Annotated in this window: 14 protein-coding genes; 12 read left to right on the top strand and 2 right to left on the bottom strand. The window is 36.5% G+C overall.

Annotated elements, in window-relative coordinates; translation table 11 throughout:
• Window positions 1–2 precede the first annotated feature (2 nt).
• Window positions 3–593: a YrbL family protein gene (locus H7F21_RS11205; protein ID WP_185789379.1), complete on the bottom strand. Its 591-nt coding sequence runs from the start codon at window positions 591–593 to the stop codon at window positions 3–5.
• Between the two features lie 123 nt (window positions 594–716).
• Between H7F21_RS11205 and H7F21_RS11200 the strand changes: the two genes are divergently transcribed.
• From H7F21_RS11200 to H7F21_RS11190, 3 genes are read left to right on the top strand one after another with little or no spacing between them, the layout of a single operon-like run.
• Complete coding sequence (locus H7F21_RS11200) at window positions 717–1,397, top strand: phosphocholine cytidylyltransferase family protein (RefSeq protein WP_185789378.1); 681 nt, start codon at window positions 717–719, stop codon at window positions 1,395–1,397.
• Entirely contained in the window at window positions 1,398–2,432 is a 1,035-nt protein-coding gene (locus H7F21_RS11195) for a CDP-glycerol glycerophosphotransferase family protein (RefSeq protein ID WP_185789377.1), read from the top strand.
• 10 nt (window positions 2,433–2,442) lie between these two features.
• Window positions 2,443–3,207: a glycosyltransferase family 2 protein gene (locus tag H7F21_RS11190; protein WP_185789376.1), complete on the top strand. Its 765-nt coding sequence runs from the start codon at window positions 2,443–2,445 to the stop codon at window positions 3,205–3,207.
• Here H7F21_RS11190 and H7F21_RS11185 read toward each other — a convergent pair.
• On the bottom strand, window positions 3,197–3,943 hold the full coding sequence (locus tag H7F21_RS11185) for a lipopolysaccharide kinase InaA family protein (protein WP_185789375.1): 747 nt from the start codon (window positions 3,941–3,943) through the stop codon (window positions 3,197–3,199). The genes H7F21_RS11190 and H7F21_RS11185 overlap by 11 nt on opposite strands.
• Before the next feature lie 188 nt (window positions 3,944–4,131).
• On the opposite strand from H7F21_RS11185, the gene H7F21_RS11180 reads away from it, so the two are divergent.
• The 9 genes from H7F21_RS11180 (at window position 4,132) to H7F21_RS11140 (ending at window position 17,361) form a co-directional block, all read left to right on the top strand.
• Window positions 4,132–5,550 (top strand): CCA tRNA nucleotidyltransferase, encoded by a 1,419-nt coding sequence (locus H7F21_RS11180; RefSeq protein WP_185789374.1) that lies wholly within the window; start codon window positions 4,132–4,134, stop codon window positions 5,548–5,550.
• Complete coding sequence (locus H7F21_RS11175; protein WP_185789373.1) at window positions 5,547–6,011, top strand: GNAT family N-acetyltransferase; 465 nt, start codon at window positions 5,547–5,549, stop codon at window positions 6,009–6,011. The genes H7F21_RS11180 and H7F21_RS11175 overlap by 4 nt, the downstream gene beginning before the upstream one ends.
• Complete coding sequence (locus H7F21_RS11170) at window positions 5,998–7,014, top strand: COX15/CtaA family protein (protein ID WP_185789372.1); 1,017 nt, start codon at window positions 5,998–6,000, stop codon at window positions 7,012–7,014. The genes H7F21_RS11175 and H7F21_RS11170 overlap by 14 nt, the downstream gene beginning before the upstream one ends.
• 177 nt (window positions 7,015–7,191) lie before the next feature.
• Window positions 7,192–7,710: an IS1096 element passenger TnpR family protein gene (locus H7F21_RS11165; protein ID WP_185789371.1), complete on the top strand. Its 519-nt coding sequence runs from the start codon at window positions 7,192–7,194 to the stop codon at window positions 7,708–7,710.
• Between the two features lie 145 nt (window positions 7,711–7,855).
• On the top strand, window positions 7,856–8,773 hold the full coding sequence (locus H7F21_RS11160; protein ID WP_185789370.1) for an ABC transporter ATP-binding protein: 918 nt from the start codon (window positions 7,856–7,858) through the stop codon (window positions 8,771–8,773).
• Window positions 8,774–8,810: 37 nt separating this feature from the next.
• Entirely contained in the window at window positions 8,811–9,635 is an 825-nt protein-coding gene (locus tag H7F21_RS11155; protein WP_185789369.1) for an ABC transporter permease, read from the top strand.
• 28 nt (window positions 9,636–9,663) lie between these two features.
• Entirely contained in the window at window positions 9,664–13,077 is a 3,414-nt protein-coding gene (locus H7F21_RS11150; protein WP_246431467.1) for a T9SS type B sorting domain-containing protein, read from the top strand.
• 2 nt (window positions 13,078–13,079) lie between these two features.
• On the top strand, window positions 13,080–15,542 hold the full coding sequence (locus tag H7F21_RS11145) for a T9SS type B sorting domain-containing protein (RefSeq protein ID WP_246431466.1): 2,463 nt from the start codon (window positions 13,080–13,082) through the stop codon (window positions 15,540–15,542).
• Between the two features lie 37 nt (window positions 15,543–15,579).
• Window positions 15,580–17,361, top strand: a complete 1,782-nt coding sequence (locus H7F21_RS11140) for a T9SS type B sorting domain-containing protein (RefSeq protein WP_185789367.1) — start codon at window positions 15,580–15,582, stop codon at window positions 17,359–17,361.
• Window positions 17,362–17,622: the final 261 nt, after the last annotated feature.

The following is a 17,622-nucleotide window of genomic DNA, read 5'->3' as shown; positions in this document are numbered from 1 at the left end:
TTTTACTTTTCCAAAAATTCCCGCTGCTCCTCCAAACTATTAAAATGCCATTTTGTAAACGTACGATCTATCTTCTTTTTTGAGAAGTAATGAAACCAATCCGCAAATGGGAAAAAGTCCCTATGACCAATACCATCTATAATTATAAGTTCAATTGCGGCGTCTTTTTTAATCTTGCAGCATATATTTCTTGCTCTTAAGTCCCTCGTAAACACTCGATGTGTAATCATTTGAGATCTCAATTCATCTAAAGCAGTTTCTAATTGCTCATCCGAAATAGGGCTGTCATTGGTCAAATAGAATTCCAGAGTTTTAGAAATATGTCCATTGGTCTCATCCCTTACCAAATCAAACACCTGACCTAATCCGTAATTCGTCTCTACCTCGTTATGAAAATCGGAATAAAAAGGATAGTTAAACTTCGCTTTGTTTCGTTTAGATAATTTCTTAAAATACTGTAACTCTTTTTCAGTATATGCACGTGTTGTTTCCGGTCTTGGGATTTTTATGCATAGGCTTTTATCTAGAGAATGCTCATAACAAACCCTTATATCTCCTTCTCCAATATAATGTTCCCCACTCAGTTGAATCATAGGGCTAAATTAATGAGGTTGAATTAATACAGCAAATAATTAAGACGATCATATTTAAAGGAAAGACCATTTTTTTACTTCATTATTAACTTTATCTTTGAATGCTCATTAAGACTATTTACAATGAAAATCATCATACTTGCCGCCGGCATAGGCTCTAGACTAGGAAATCCATTTCCAAAACCCTTAACACCATTAAAAAACGGTAAGAGTATTATGCGAATGCAAACAGATAATATTGCGTCGCGTTACGACATTGATGATATCAATGTGGTCGTTGGATTCAAGAAAGATTTAATCATGGAGCGCTTTCCTGAATTAACTTACGTATACAATCCTTTCTTTGATAGAACCAATACCTCAAAAAGTTTATTACAAGCCTTAAAAAAACACAAAGATAAATCGGTACTTTGGTTTAATGGTGATGTGGTTTTTGATGTGAAATTGTTAGATATTCTCAATCCATACATTGAAAATAATGAATCTTTTGTAGCAGTTAATACCAGTAAAGTTGCTGAAGAAGAAGTAAAGTACACCCTGAGAGATGGTTATATAAATGAACTATCAAAAACCGTAAAAAATGGACTAGGGGAAGCTGTTGGTATTAACTTTATTTCTTCAAAAGACATCAAGACCTTTATTCATCATTTAGAAGCATGTGATGATAATGATTATTTTGAACGTGGTCTCGAATTAGCTATAGAAAAGGATGACCTTAAAGTACAAGCTGTAGATATTTCTCAATACAACTGTATGGAAATTGACTTTGTCGAAGACTTAAATGAAGTAAACAAAATGCTCTAAATGAGAACCATTCTTTTTTGTCAGAATAATTATGCCTTTGGAATACTAGAACCAATTAAGGAGGTTTTAATTGAAAAAGACTACCCTTATACATGGTTTATTACTGATAAATTAGTTGATGGATTTCCATTTACTTCTGATGACTACACTACAGAAATTTCAGATTTAAAAAACTTCAAGAGTGACGCTATATTTGTTCCTGGCAATGAAGTTCCTTACTATCTCAGAGGTTTAAAAGTCCAAGTTTTTCATGGATTGGCTGGAGAGAAAAAAGGGCACTTCAGAATTCGTCATTATTTTGATCTCTATCTCACTCAAGGCCCATATTTCACTAGAGGATTTGATAAATTCAAAGCTAAATACAAAAACTTTGAAGTCATAGAAACGGGCTGGCCTAAATTGGATATTTATGGTAAGGACAAGTTGCTTTACCAAGCCGAAAAAAAGAAATTATTAAATGAGCACAAGGCTAATACTATTGTATTGTATGCACCAACTTTTTCTCCTAGTCTTACTTCTGCTCCACATTTAATTGAAGAGATTAAAAGATTATCTAGTAATTCTGATTATTTGATTTTAATCAAATTTCATCCATTAATGGACAACAAATGGATTGAAGCCTACAAGGAGCTAGCTAACTCATACTCCAACATAAAGTTTCAGGATGAAAAGAATATCATTAAATTCTTACTAATGGCAGATTTAATGATAAGCGATACTTCATCCGTTATTTATGAATTTCTATTGCTGGATAAGCCTGTGATTACATTCAAGAATATTTCCAAGAAAATTCATTGGGAAGACTCAGACGATTATGGTGCGCTTATCAATTTAGTAGAACGAAACTTAAACGAAGATCCTTTTGCAGAACAACGCAAAACCATTTTCAATGAATTTCATCCCTATAATGATGGAAAATCGGCACTACGAATGGTGGAAGCCGTAGAAGATTATATAGAAAAAAATGGTGTTCCTGAAAAACGAAAATTGTCTTTTTTGAGACGACGAAAAATTCATTCCATATTCGGCAAGTAATCAAACAACTATGGTAAAAATTTCTGCAGTGATCATCACATATAATGAAGAAAAGCGCATAAAAAAATGCTTGGAATCATTAGTTGGTATTGCTGACGAAATTGTAGTAGTAGATTCTTTTTCTACCGATAGGACGGAAACCATTTGCCAGCAGTATGATGTACATTTTATTCAACAAGAATTTTTAGGCTATATAGAGCAGAAGAATTTTGCCCTTTCTAAAGCCAAACATGATTACATTATCGCCCTGGATGGTGATGAAGCTTTGTCAGATCAATTAAAAGTATCTCTTCAAAAGCTAAAAACCAATTGGAAACATGATGGGTATTACGCCAATCGATTCAATAATTATTGCGGTCAGTGGATAAAGTATTCTGATTGGTATCCTAATAAAAAGATGCGCTTCTTTAAAAAGGATGCTGGTTCATGGCAAGGTATTAATCCGCATGATAATTTTATCCTTGACAATCCAAAAAGCAATAGCTTTTTAAAAGGCGATATTTTGCACTGGGTATTGGATGATTACAGTAGTCATATTAAGAAAACTGAAAATTTTTCGACCATAGCTGCACAAGCCTATTACGATCAAGGAAAACGTTCATCGATTTGGAAAATCATCTACAGACCAGCTTGGGCATTTTTTAAGGCTTATGTTTTAAGATTAGGCTTCTTGGATGGACTCAATGGATTTATTATTTGTGTACAAACTTATAATACCGTTTTTTATAAGTATATAAAGTTATACGAATTGCAAAAAAGAAACCCTAAGGCTTAAAAGTACTTTTTATCTTTGATTTTCTTCTTTTCTTTGCTCTGAATTTTTGGACTTGTTTCCACATTGCATTAAAGACCTCGTCGTAAGATTTCCCTATACATTTAGCATACTCATCGCTCATGATCTCAACCATATGTTCATATTTTGACAGTCTTGCAAAATTTTTCATTCGCGTATCAAAGTCCATTGCTTTAAAATTCATACGGTTTAAATCAACAAGGTAAAACTTATAATCTAGGCCAGCTTTAACAATTAGTGTGTTTCCAGGGGAATGATCTAAAAATTCGACACCCTTTTCATGCAATTGGTAAGTAAATCTTGTAAACTGTCGCAAAATATTTTCATAGTCCTCATAATTGAAATCATTAATCAATTCACGATAGGTCAAATCACATTCTAACTGTTGACTTACATAATAACTACGACCAAATAAAATGCCTTTAGATTCGTAATATGCAATAGGGTCTGGTGTACCGATTCCCAGTTTTTGGAGCTTCAACCCATATTCAAAAGAGCGCTGCGCCTTACTTTTTCTAAAAAAACTATAAGCAATGCGATTAAAGATATTGGGTATTTTGAAAGATTTAATATTAACTAATAAATCATCCCTTGAGAATAATTTGAGTGAATTCCGCTTTTGATTCCCAAAAGGCTTCCCTTTGGTTTCAAAATTAGAGATACTGTCATCTAAGAAATGCTTATGGCTGTTATATTTCGGATTAATCTTGTATTTCACCTATTTTAAATTTTCTCAGCTAACCATTGAGAACAAAATATTCTTGATTGTACTAACAGCTTTCAGCCAAATGCCCATTAAAGGCTTCATGGTGCAAAACTACAATTAGTTTTCTTCTTTTGGCCTAATTTGATTTTAAAAACAATTAGTGTGTCGTATCTTTGCAAAACCATTTACAATGGGTAATTATGAACTATAAACAAGCCTTAAAACATCCTATTTTTAAGATCATCTCACAATCTGCGGAGGCATTAGGGTTAGAGAGTTATGTCATTGGTGGCTTTGTTCGCGATTATCTTTTAGAACGCCGCAATGCAAAGGATATTGATATTGTTGCTGTTGGCAGTGGTATTGATTTAGCAAATAAGGTTGCAGAAAACTTACCTACCCAACCAAAAGTCCAAGTTTTTAAAACCTATGGCACAGCTATGTTACGTTTTGATGATATTGAAATTGAATTCGTAGGCGCAAGGAAAGAAAGTTATAATGAGGACAGTAGAAATCCTGTTGTAGAGAATGGAACGCTTGAAGATGATCAAAATAGACGCGACTTTACCATAAACGCTCTGGCACTTAGCCTTAATGAGGCTAATTATGGTGAGCTTTTAGATCCATTTAATGGCATTGAAGATTTAGATAAGGGTATAATTCGAACGCCTTTAAATCCAGATATAACTTATAGTGACGACCCATTGCGTATGATGAGAGCCATACGGTTTGCAACGCAACTGAGTTTTAAAATTGAAGATAACTCACTTAAATCCATATCTAAAAATAAGGATCGCATAAAAATTATCACTAAAGAGCGTATTGTTGTAGAACTCAATAAGATTTTGGAAAGCGATAAACCCTCTATTGGCTTCAAACTTCTCGAAAACACTAGACTTCTAGATTATATATTACCAGAACTCACGGCACTAAAAGGCATAGATGAAATAGAGGGCCAACGCCATAAGGACAACTTTTATCATACTCTGGAGGTCGTTGACAATATCGCAAAGACAACAGATAACCTTTGGTTACGTTGGGCAGCACTTTTACACGATATTGGCAAAGCGCCTACAAAGAAGTTCCACAAAAAAATAGGCTGGACCTTTCATGCACATGAGTTTGTCGGTTCCAAAATGGTGTATAAACTATTTAAACGCCTTAAGATGCCCTTAAATGATAAAATGAAATTTGTTCAGAAGATGGTGTTAATGAGCTCTAGACCAATAGTTCTAGCAACAGAAGTCACCGATTCTGCCGTAAGACGTTTAGTGTTTGATGCCGGTGAGCATGTCGATGATTTAATGACGTTATGTGAAGCTGACATCACCACTAAAAACCCTAAGAAGTTCGAGAAATATCACAATAATTTCAAAAGAGTTAGAGACAAAATAATCGAAGTTGAAGAGCGTGACCGCGTCAGGGATTTTCAACCGCCTGTTTCTGGAGAAGAGATTATGAAAGCTTTCAATTTAAGACCCTCTAGAGAAATAGGAATCATCAAAGAAGCGATTAAAGAAGCCATCTTGGAAGGTGAAATCCCTAATGAGCATGATGCAGCATTTCAATTGATGTTAGAAAAAGGAAAGTCCCTAGGTTTAAAAGCTGTAGGGGTATGATAAAGTTGATTAGAACAGACTCTTGTCATCCTGACTTCATAGCACTTGTAAAAAAGCTTGATAATTATCTTAAAGTGACTGATGGCGATGAGCATGATTTCTACAATCAGTTTAATGCCATAGACAACTTAAAAAATGTTACCGTTTTATATAGTAATAACAAACCAGTAGTTTGTGGAGCTTTTAAGCAATTTGATGATTCAAAAGTCGAAATTAAGCGCATGTATACTTTACCCAGCGAGCGAGGAAAAGGTCTCGCAACAAAAACCTTAAACGAACTAGAAGACTGGGCAAAAGAATTAGGATATACTTCCACGGTTTTAGAGACTGGTGTACGTCAAACAGAAGCGGTTGAATTTTATAAGAAAAACAACTATAAAGTAATACCAAATTATGGACAATACATAGGTGTTAAAAATAGTCTTTGCTTTGAAAAAATATTGAAAAATGAAAAAGGATAATAAAACAGTTATTTACTGGTTGCTGACGGGCTGTATCTTAATTTTTATTATGGTCATTGTTGGTGGCATCACGAGGCTAACACATTCTGGCTTGTCAATTTCAAATTATAAGTTGATTTCTGGTGTAATTCCGCCTATGAATGAAGTTGAGTGGAACGATGCCTTTGACTTGTACCAGCAATATCCAGAATATCAAAAACTTAACTATGGAATGTCCTTAGAAGAATTTAAGGATATCTACTTTTGGGAATGGATCCATCGTGTCATTGGCCGATTCATTGGCTTGGTGTTCATTATTCCGTTTTTGTATTTTCTCATAAGGAAACAACTATCTAGATCAACTATAAAAAAAGCAATAATACTTCTCATTATGGGAGGTTTTCAAGGGTTTTTGGGATGGTATATGGTAAAAAGTGGATTGGTAGATAGACCAGACGTCAGTCATTATAGATTGGCAGCGCATCTTACGACAGCCTTTCTAACTTTTGCATATACATTCTGGGTGGCTTTGGATTTAATATTCCCGAATAAAAAGACAATAGATAAAAAGCTACGTAATTTTATTCGCTTGAGCCTAGTGGTTTTGGTCATCCAAATTATTTATGGTGCGTTTGTAGCAGGACTTGATGCTGGGTGGATACACAATCATTGGCCATTTATGAATGAAGGCAAGTTGATGCACGAAACTGTTTACATTGAAAAAAGCCCAACCTATCTCAATTTTTTGGAAGGGAAAAGTGGCGTGCAATTTGTGCATAGAACATTGGCCTATATTGTCGTAATTCTTATTTTGTCCATATGGTATAAGGCAACACGTTTGGATATCAAAAAATGGCAAGTAAGAGGTGTCAATGCCTTATTGATAATGGTTGGTGTTCAATTTTTACTTGGCGTTTTAACACTTATTTTGGCAGTGCCTGTATGGTTAGGCGTATTACATCAGGTCGGTGCATTTATACTACTCAGTGCAATGATTTTTACCTTACATCGTTTTAGCAAATAGTGATTAGTGATTAGTGATTAGTGATTAGTGATTAGTGATTAGTGATTAGTGATTAGTGATTAGTGATTAGTGATTAGTGAAATTAATAAAGCCTTAAGCGAATCATCAATCAATTAAACTAGAATTCCATCTTCAAAAATTTGTAACTATAAAAGGCATTTACATTATCTTTGCAGCATGATTTATAGATTTAGAGTTATACTAGATAACGATACTGAAGACGATGTGTTTCGTGATTTGGAAATTCGTGAAACCGATACCATGGAAGATCTTCACAACATTATTGCACAATCCTTTGGATTTGATGGAATGGAAATGGCATCCTTTTATATAAGTGATGACGAATGGAATCAAGGTGAAGAAATTGCAATGTTCGATATGAGTGAGGCAGGAAATGAAGTAAAAATGATGAGTACCACTGTTATAAAAGACGTCGTACATGAAGCATCACCTAAACTAATCTATGTTTATGACTTTCTGAATATGTGGACCTTTTATGTAGAATTAGGCGAAATCGTAGAGGAAGCAAAAGGGACCGACTACCCCAATTTAATGTTTGTTCATGGACAAATCCCAGATGAGGCTCCAGAGAAAACTTTTGAAGCTGATGACGATGAAGATGATTTTAATGAGTTTGAAGATGACATCGATGTAGACGATTACAGTGACCTAGATTTTGATGAAAATTGGAATTGAGAAATACAACGATTAAAAGTATTAAGCATCTTTAGGATGCTTTTTTTATTTTATTGTAACAAATAGTGGCAAGAATCGTCTTACCTACATAATCAATCTATACTGAATTCATTTCAGCATTTCAACAACTAAAACCAATCATATTTTGGAGCCAATCCTAACAATTAACAATCTTACGAAGAAATTTGGCTATCTAACGGCCGTAAAAGACCTAAGTTTTACTATAAATAAGGGCAATGTATATGGCATTTTAGGACCTAATGGAAGTGGTAAATCCACGACCTTGGGTATCGTTTTGAATGTCGTAAACAAAACCAATGGCAATTTTCATTGGTTCGATGGCAATACAACTACTCATGATGCCTTAAAACAAGTTGGTGCTATTATAGAGCGGCCAAACTTCTACCCTTACATGACTGCAGAACAGAATTTAAAATTAGTCTGTAGAATTAAAGGTGTAGATCATAGTAAAATTGCCGAAAAATTAGAAGTTGTAGGCTTATTAGATAGAAAAGACCATAAGTTTAAGACCTATTCTTTGGGTATGAAACAGCGTTTGGCTATTGCTTCGGCATTACTTAATGATCCTGAAATTTTAATCCTAGATGAGCCTACCAATGGTTTAGATCCTCAAGGTATTCATCAAATACGTCAGATTATTAAGGATATTGCTGCAGATGGTACGACCATACTACTAGCTTCTCACCTTTTGGATGAAGTTGAGAAAGTATGTTCGCACGTTGTAGTTCTAAGAAAAGGTGAAAAATTATATTCTGGTCGTGTGGATGAAATGATTAGTAGTCACGGCTTTTTTGAGTTAAAAGCGGAAAAACACGATCAATTGATTCAGCTTTTAGAAGCTCATTCCAATTTTGGTAAATTAAAAATTGAAGATGATTTAATAACTGCTTTTTTAAATGAACCCATGTCAGCTTCAGATTTCAATAAACTGATGTTTGATAAAGGTATTCTCCTTTCACATTTAGTAAAACGAAAAGAAAGTCTAGAAGAGCAATTCTTACAACTCACTGATAATTTAGAAACCAATCAAAAAACAGCATAATTCCATCTAAGAATTAAGCACAACCAATCATTATTATATGTTACGTCTCGTTAAATTAGAATTACAAAAACTTTGGTTAAATAAAACCAGTAGGGTCCTAATAATAATCTCATTTATTTTACCTTTTACTGTAATTATATTGTCCTCAATTAAAATTCCTTTCTTTGGCCTATTTACTCTGGAGCTTGGAGAGTTAGGGATATTTAATTTCCCAATCATTTGGCACATCACGACATTCTTTGCCTCCTATTTTAAGTTCTTTTTTGCTATTGTTGTTGTGAGCATGATTGGTAATGAATACAGTAACAAAACATTGAAACAGAATCTTATCGATGGTTTAAGTAAAAAAGAATTTATTCTCTCCAAGTTTTATACCATTGTCTTCTTTTCTTTATCTGCCACAATATTAATTGGTATTGCCTCATTTTTTATTGGTCTCATATATTCAAGCTATACTGAAGCTTCCATCATCTTTAGGGAAGTAGAATTCTTATTGGCATATTTTGTAAAGCTATTAGGCTTCTTCAGTCTGTGTTTATTCTTTGGGATGTTGCTTAAGCGTTCAGCTTTTGCTTTAGGGTTTCTAGTAATGACATGGTTTGTTGAAGGAATTATTTATCTAGTTATGGAAACACAAATTGGAGGTGATTTACCAGATAAAATATTCAACTTCTTTCCTATACAATCCATGTATAAGCTTATAGATCAGCCTATACAGCGTATAGCTATGACCAAGTTTCCTGAAAAGACAAATATGGCTTATGACTATGCTGTACATTGGTACGAAATCGCCATAGTATTGGGTTGGTCTGCACTTTTTATCTTTTTATCCTACCGATTATTAAAAAAGCGCGATTTATAATATCTTTGGTAGCCTTTGGCTATCATCTATGAAAAAGATATTAATACTAGCTTTATTAAGTTTCAGTTTAGCTTTGTTTTCGCAAGAACAAACTACCAACTGGGCTTTTGGTAGCAATGCAGGGCTAAGCTTTGATCTTGACACAGGTATAGTAGCTCCAACGGTTACTGCGATAAACACGCCAGAAGGCTGCTCTAGTATTTCGGATGAAGACGGGAATCTCCTTTTTTATACGGATGGTAGAACAGTTTGGAATCGTAATAACCAAATAATGTCCAATGGAGATTATTTCGGAAATACTGGATTACTAGGTGATCCTTCAAGTACGTCTTCAGGACTTATAGTTCCACATCCTACCGATAGTGATTTATATTATATTTTTACCGTAGACGAACCTCATCACAATAATGCCTGGGCATTCCCGGATCAAGGTCCTGCAGATCAAAGCGGAAATCCTTTGGACTTTTATCAAGAGACATTTCTTGGTACTCAATCAGTTCCTAATAACGATGATGGCTTTAATAATGGTTTTAACTATTCTCTAGTGGATATGTCTCTTAATGGTGGCTTAGGAGATGTAGATCCTGTTTTAAAGAATGAACATCTCATAACTTACGACACTTTAGAACCAAACCAAACACTCTATAAATGCGCAGAAAAAATAACTGCCGTTCAAGGTGGAGACTGCGAGTCTGTTTGGGTAATAACACAATTTGTTGATACATTCTATGTATTTAAAATAGATAATTCTGGTAATATCATTTTACCTCCAGATAATCCTCCAGCTTTACCTCCATTCATTTCAACACAAGGCTATAGACGCAATGGTATTGGCTATATGAAATCTTCACCGGATGGGACCAAGATTGCTGTTTGTCATGCTCAAAATGGCAATTTACCTAGTGACGTTAATACGGCGCCTGGCACAGGAAGTTTATGGCTATACGATTTTGATAATGATACAGGAGTAGTTAGTAATCCTGTAAATTTAATGGCTAATACGCAATGCTATAGTACAGAATTCTCCTCTGACTCTAAAAAGGTCTATGTAACAACTGGCAATATAGTAAGACAGTTTGATCTTGAAAATAATAATTTCGAAACACAAGTATATATAGGAGATCAATTTATCTCATCCATGCAATTGGCGCCAAACAATAAAATATACGTCTGTAATGGACAAAATACCAGTGCTTTAGATGTTATTGAAAATCCTGATCAGGCAGGTCTGGCATGCGGTTATAACCCTGCAGGTCAGCCTTTGGCTCTAGGAACTCAGGCTAATTTAGGTTTACCTCCATTCATTACTTCGCTACTTAGTCCGCAAATCGATATAATTAGAAATGGTATAAGCACTACTGAATTAAGATTATGTACAGGCGACAGCTACACATTACAAGCAGACGATATCACAGGTGCAGATTATGTTTGGTCCTTTGATGGAACGCCTATCGCTGGTAATAATCAATCACAATTATTCATAGATACACCTGGATTTTATGAGGTATATATAGAACCTAATAATGGTGACTGCCCAATTGAAGGCAGCGCTGTCGTTGGTGTTTTTGATATTCCTGTGGCTAATCCGCTCACAGATATTAATGTTTGTGACAATGGTGGCAACAATGGTGTTTTTGAATTTGATTTCACAACTAAAAATCCTGAAGCACTCTTAAGTCAAGATCCTTCGCAATACAATGTGCGCTATTTTCAAACACTTGACGAAGCCAACGACCTTGAAAATGAAATTACGTTTCCTTATACTAATACTAGCAATCCGCAAACTATTTATGTAAGAGTAGATAATGTGGATAATACCAATTGCTTTGATATCAATACTTTCGAACTGGAGGTCTTTAATACACCTCAAATTATTCAGTTAAATACTATTGAATTTTGCGATAATGAGGGTGATATATCAGATGGAATATCTACAATCGATCTCGGAATGCTTATACCGTCGATTCGAGGTACCCAAAATCCAGCAGAAACAACTATTACATTTCATGAATCGCAAGATGATGCAGATAATAGAACATCGCCACTGCCATTGTCTTATACCAACACTGAAGCTTTTAACGAAACTATATTTGTGAGGATTGAAAACGTATTAAATACTGTCTGTTATAGTACTTCCAGTTTTCAATTGACCATTAATGCTATTCCTGAAGCTAATGATATTTCGATTACACAATGTGATGAAGATGGCATTCCCGAAGGTTTTACCGTATTCAATATAAATTCTTTTGTCGATGACATCATTGGCAATGCATCTGATCGATTGGTTTCTTTTTATGTATCACAAACTGATGCGGAGAATGAAGGCAATGAAATTAATGCAGATGCTTTTGAAAATTTCTTCAACCCACAACGCATCTATGCAAGGGTGACCAATACCACTACGGGCTGTGTCAACTTTAGTGAGGTGTCACTGCAAGTGAGCACGACGGCGTCCAACAATGCCAGCCTTGCCGTCTGTGACGATGACGGTACCGAGGACGGCTTTGCGGCCTTTGAGCTCAGCACCACCAATGCCATTGTACTTGCTGGAGCACCTGTTGGATTGGAGCTCCAATATTACGAGACCTATCTCGATGCACTGCTGGAGAACAATCCCTTGGGATTGACCTTTACCAATACCGTTCCCTACAACCAGACCATTTACGCGCGCGTCGAGAATGCCAATGCCTGTTATGGCATTAGTGAAGTAGCGCTTAGTGTTCTTGAGCTACCAAATATCGAGACCAATTCCGAGACCTCCTATTGCCTTAACTTTTTCCCTGAGACCATCATGCTGGGTGCTGGCGTTATAGGTGATTCCCCGAGCAACTATTCCTACGAATGGTCCACCGGAGAGGATACCTCGACCATAGCGGTAAACGCTCCGGGAAACTACAGTGTAAGGGTGACCAACACGAACGGTTGCTTCAAGGACAGGACCATTAATGTTTTACCATCAAATATCGCCACGGTTACCGACGTTGATATTGTAGATGGTTCTGGCAACAACTCCATTACCGTCATCGTTTCTGGTGAGGGCGACTACGAATATGCTCTTGACGATATCGATGGCCCTTACCAGGACAGCAACACCTTTGTGGATGTATTGCCAGGACTATATACCGTTTATGTCCGTGACAAGAACAATTGTGGGATAACCGATGAGCTCGTTTCGGTAATTGGGTTCCCAAAGTTCTTTACGCCCAATAACGACAATACCAATGATTTCTGGCAGGTCAAGGGCATCAACAACCTCTTTCAGGCCAACTCCTCCATTCTAATATTCGACCGACAGGGAAAACTGTTAAAGGAACTCGATCCCCTCGGTCCTGGATGGGACGGTACCTACAACGGTGCAAGGATGCCCACAAGCGATTACTGGTTCAAGGTGAAACTACAGGATGGGAGAACCTTTACTAGCCATTTTAGTTTAAAGCGATGAATTTGAAACAACATTTTTTTTTCAAACCTAATGTACTTCTGTTGTGTTTTTTCTTTTGCATATCATTTTCAGGTATTGCCCAAGAACCAAATGATTGTGTAAATGCTGTTACAGTATGCGGCAATTCTAGTTTTAGCCTAGATGTGAGTGGTATTGGAGTTCAAGAAGTGGCGGGCCTTAATGGGTGTAGTAGTCAGGAAAACAACAGTATTTGGCTAGAAGTAACTATAGCAACATCGGGAACATTAGCTTTTACATTAACACCTGGAAGTACAGCTATTACTGAAGATTATGATTTCTTTCTTTTTGGTCCAAATGTATCTTGTGGTAATATTGGTCAGGCCATTCGCTGTTCTACAACAAATCCATCGGCAGCTAATCAAGGCAATAATTTAACAGGAATGAGCAGTGCCGAAACGGAAACAGGAGAAGGCCCTGGAGCTGCTGGAAATAGTTTTGTCAGTGATTTAGATGTAGCTGCAGGCGACACATTTTTTTTGGTTATTGATAGACCTATTGGCGTCAGTCCCTTTTCTTTAGAATGGACAGGTACGGCTACATTTCCAGATAATCCGTCCAATCCTGTCTTAGCCAATCCAAATTCTACCTCCTTACCAGATTTGGACCTCTGTGATGGTTCAGCACCTTTCGATGATGCCATTACGGAAATAAATCTTACAACATTAACCCAAGACATTATAAATAGCGAAAGTGATGTTGCTGTAAGTTATCATAGCACGGAAAGTGATGCCAATATCAATGCCAATCCATTAGGAAATGTATTCAATTCGTCTAGTCCCACTCAACCTGTTTTTATACGCATAGAGAATACAACTACAGGTTGCTTCATCATCAATAATTTTGATATTAATATCACCACATTTTCAAATTTTAATTCACCTACAATCTATCTATTATGTGATGATGATAGTGATGGTGATGATCAAAACGGTATAACTACATTTGATTTTGACGTCAAAACCCAAGAAATTATTAACGGAATCTCTGGTGCCAATTATAATATCAGCTATCATTTAAATCAAGCAAATGCTGAAACAGGAGCTTCCCCTCTTCCAGTGAGCTATACAAATACTGCCCCTACGCCTAACGAAATATTTGTTCGTATTGAAGATATGGATTCAGGTTGTATAGGCTATGAGTCTTTTGACATTGTTGTTGCAGAAAAACCTATTGCTAATGATGTGTCATTGGTTCAATGTGATGAGGACGGTATACCTGAGGGCTTTACAAACTTTAATATTAATGAGGTTTTCGATAATATTACTGGTGGAAATACGGACTCCTCAGTAAGTTATTATCTTTCCCAAGTAGATGCCGAAAATGATGAAAACGCAATTGACGGTAACAATTTTGAAAATTTCTTCAACCCACAACGCATCTATGCAAGGGTGACCAATACCACTACGGGCTGTGTCAACTTTAGTGAGGTGTCACTGGAAGTGAGCACGACGGCGTCCAACAATGCCAGCCTTGCCGTCTGTGACGATGACGGTACCGAGGACGGCTTTGCGGCCTTTGAGCTCAGCACCACCAATGCCATTGTACTTGCTGGAGCACCTGTTGGATTGGAGCTCCAATATTACGAGACCTATCTCGATGCACTGCTGGAGAACAATCCCTTGGGATTGACCTTTACCAATACCGTTCCCTACAACCAGACCATTTACGCGCGCGTCGAGAATGCCAATGCCTGTTATGGCATTAGTGAAGTAGCGCTTAGTGTTCTTGAGCTACCAAATATCGAGACCAATTCCGAGACCTCCTATTGCCTTAACTTTTTCCCTGAGACCATCATGCTGGGTGCTGGCGTTATAGGTGATTCCCCGAGCAACTATTCCTTTGAATGGTCCACCGGAGAGAATACCTCGACCATAGCGGTAAACGCTCCAGGGAACTACAGTGTAAGGGTGACCAACACGAACGGTTGCTTCAAGGACAGGACCATTAATGTTTTACCATCAAATATCGCCACGGTTACCGACGTTGATATTGTAGATGGTTCTGGCAACAACTCCATTACCGTCATCGTTTCTGGTGAGGGCGACTACGAATATGCTCTTGACGATATCGATGGCCCTTACCAGGACAGCAACACCTTTGTGGATGTATTGCCAGGACTATATACCGTTTATGTCCGTGACAAGAACAATTGTGGGATAACCGAAGAGCTCGTTTCGGTAATTGGGTTCCCAAAGTTCTTTACGCCCAATAACGACAATACCAATGACTTTTGGCAGGTCAAGGGCATCAACAACCTCTTTCAGGCCAACTCCTCCATTCTAATATTCGACCGACAGGGAAAACTGTTAAAGGAACTCGATCCCCTAGGTCCTGGATGGGACGGTACCTACAATGGTGCAAGGATGCCCACAAGCGATTACTGGTTCAAGGTGAAACTACAGGATGGGAGAACCTTTACTAGCCATTTCAGTTTAAAGCGATAGATTAAAAACCGTAACTTAGACTTATAAAATTTTACTGTTGAAAAAGGCTTATTACATATTATGTTTTCTATTATTTGGGATAATCAAACTCGTAACAGCACAAGATATCTCCTTATTTCAACAATTTAATGGTAGGTATGACTATGTGGCCATTGGTAATACCTTAAACATCATGGAAAATGGTGCGTTTCCAAATTGTACCATTCTCACTTCATCTTCTGCGAATTTAAATCTTGATGCAACGCAAAATATTACAGCAGCTTATCTATACTGGGCTGGTTCTGGTAATGGTGATTTTGATATTACTTTAAATGGTACAGCTGTTAACGCAGATCGCACGTTTAGCGATGAATTGGATGACGTGCGCACGTTCTTTGCAGCCTTTGCAGATGTTACAGATATCATAACCACAGTAGGAAATGGCACCTATACCATTTCAGATTTTGATCTTACTAATGTAATTGCGTCTTATTGTAATTCTGGAACTAATTTTGGTGGTTGGGCCATAACCGTGATTTATGAGGACGAGAATTTACCTTTAAACCAATTGAACGTGTACGACGGTTTACAAAGTGTACCAACTTTTCTCAGCATTACATTGAATAACCTCAATGTTTTAGACAATGAAGATGCCAAAATTGGTTTTATTGCCTGGGAAGGCGATCGGTCTCTAGCTGTAAATGAACAATTAACCATTAATGGCAACGTGATTAGTAATCTTCCGTTAAATCCAGCCAATAACGCTTTTAATGGTACCAATTCATTTACAGGAGCTACGGACTTGTATAATATGGATATCGATGTTTATAATATCCAGAATAATATCAACATTGGTGATACTTCAGCTACCATTGCGCTAAACTCAGGTCAGGATTTTGTGATGATAAACAACATCATTACAGTGCTTAATAGTCAGTTACCAGATGCGACTCTAAATATTGACGATTATATTGTAAACTGTGGCGATTTCGACATAGAACTGTTTTATACTGTCAATAACTTCAATAGTACAGATATTTTGCCAGCTAATACGCCGATTGCTTTTTATTTGGATGGTTTATTGATTGGACAAAGTCAAACTATAAATGAAATAGATATAGGCGACAGTGAAAGTGGATCCATAGTGGTTACGGTACCGGAAGACTCCAATGCCAATTTAACCGTTGTGGCTATTGTTGATGATACGGGCAACATGGAAGGTGTGATTACAGAAACTAATGAAGACAATAATATTACTTTTACAGATGTTGAATTACTGCTCTTGCCAGACATCGTCACATTGCCAAGTCTTATAGGATGTAATGAGGGTTTTGACACTTCAACTTATGATCTATTTGATGCACTTGAAAGTTTGGAATACAATGAAGAGGATGTTTCATTTTATTTATCCCTTGAAGATTTAGAGAATGCCTCAAATGCTATTTTAATTCCAACTACTTATAACAATTCTTCAGATCCGGAGACGATTTATGTACGATTGGAGAATCCGCCTTGTTACGATATTTATCAATTTCATTTAACGATTGAAAACTGTCCTCCTAAAATTCCACAGGGCTTTTCACCAAATGATGACACCTTTAATGATTGGTTTAACATTCAAGGGCTCTATAACATCTTTACGGAGCACGAACTCGAAATTTACAATCGTTTCGGAGATATTATTTTTGAAGGTAACAATGAAAAACCATGGTTGGGTAAAATTAATAGAGGTCTTAATAATAAGGGTAAAATTGCTCCTGTGGGAACATACTATTATATCCTTAACCTGAATGACCCCAACTATCGACCAATGGTAGGTTGGGTGTACGTAAATTACTAGAAATGTTAAGGTTTTTATCCGTTCATCTTTTTGTTTTGGAACTGTAAATGACTTCTCATAACTTGTAGGAAAGACACTATAGTTTAAGTAACAATCCCTCTACACTTACAACACAGATTTCTCTTTTAATTATTATCATAAAAGCAATAATGAATACTATAACGATATTGAGTTTCAGGTTAAGGAATATTATGTTGGGGCCATAATGTTTTAGAAATTTCAATTTGGGAAAAAGGCCTCGTAAGAGGTCTTTTTTATGAC

This window comes from Winogradskyella flava (assembly GCF_014243395.1).
Classification (GTDB): domain Bacteria; phylum Bacteroidota; class Bacteroidia; order Flavobacteriales; family Flavobacteriaceae; genus Winogradskyella; species Winogradskyella flava.
This window is presented reverse-complemented; position numbering and strand designations above follow the sequence as displayed.

Excerpts from the sequence above, each read along its gene's own strand:
- H7F21_RS11205 (WP_185789379.1), bottom strand. The coding sequence starts at position 593 with ATGATTCAACTGAGTGGGGAACATTATATTGGAGAAGGAGATATAAGG.
- H7F21_RS11170 (WP_185789372.1), top strand. The coding sequence starts at position 5,998 with ATGAAAAAGGATAATAAAACAGTTATTTACTGGTTGCTGACGGGCTGT.
- H7F21_RS11175 (WP_185789373.1), top strand. The coding sequence starts at position 5,547 with ATGATAAAGTTGATTAGAACAGACTCTTGTCATCCTGACTTCATAGCA.
- H7F21_RS11200 (WP_185789378.1), top strand. The coding sequence starts at position 717 with ATGAAAATCATCATACTTGCCGCCGGCATAGGCTCTAGACTAGGAAAT.
- H7F21_RS11155 (WP_185789369.1), top strand. The coding sequence starts at position 8,811 with ATGTTACGTCTCGTTAAATTAGAATTACAAAAACTTTGGTTAAATAAA.
- H7F21_RS11150 (WP_246431467.1), top strand. The coding sequence starts at position 9,664 with ATGAAAAAGATATTAATACTAGCTTTATTAAGTTTCAGTTTAGCTTTG.
- H7F21_RS11165 (WP_185789371.1), top strand. The coding sequence starts at position 7,192 with ATGATTTATAGATTTAGAGTTATACTAGATAACGATACTGAAGACGAT.
- H7F21_RS11180 (WP_185789374.1), top strand. The coding sequence starts at position 4,132 with ATGAACTATAAACAAGCCTTAAAACATCCTATTTTTAAGATCATCTCA.
- H7F21_RS11195 (WP_185789377.1), top strand. The coding sequence starts at position 1,398 with ATGAGAACCATTCTTTTTTGTCAGAATAATTATGCCTTTGGAATACTA.
- H7F21_RS11190 (WP_185789376.1), top strand. The coding sequence starts at position 2,443 with ATGGTAAAAATTTCTGCAGTGATCATCACATATAATGAAGAAAAGCGC.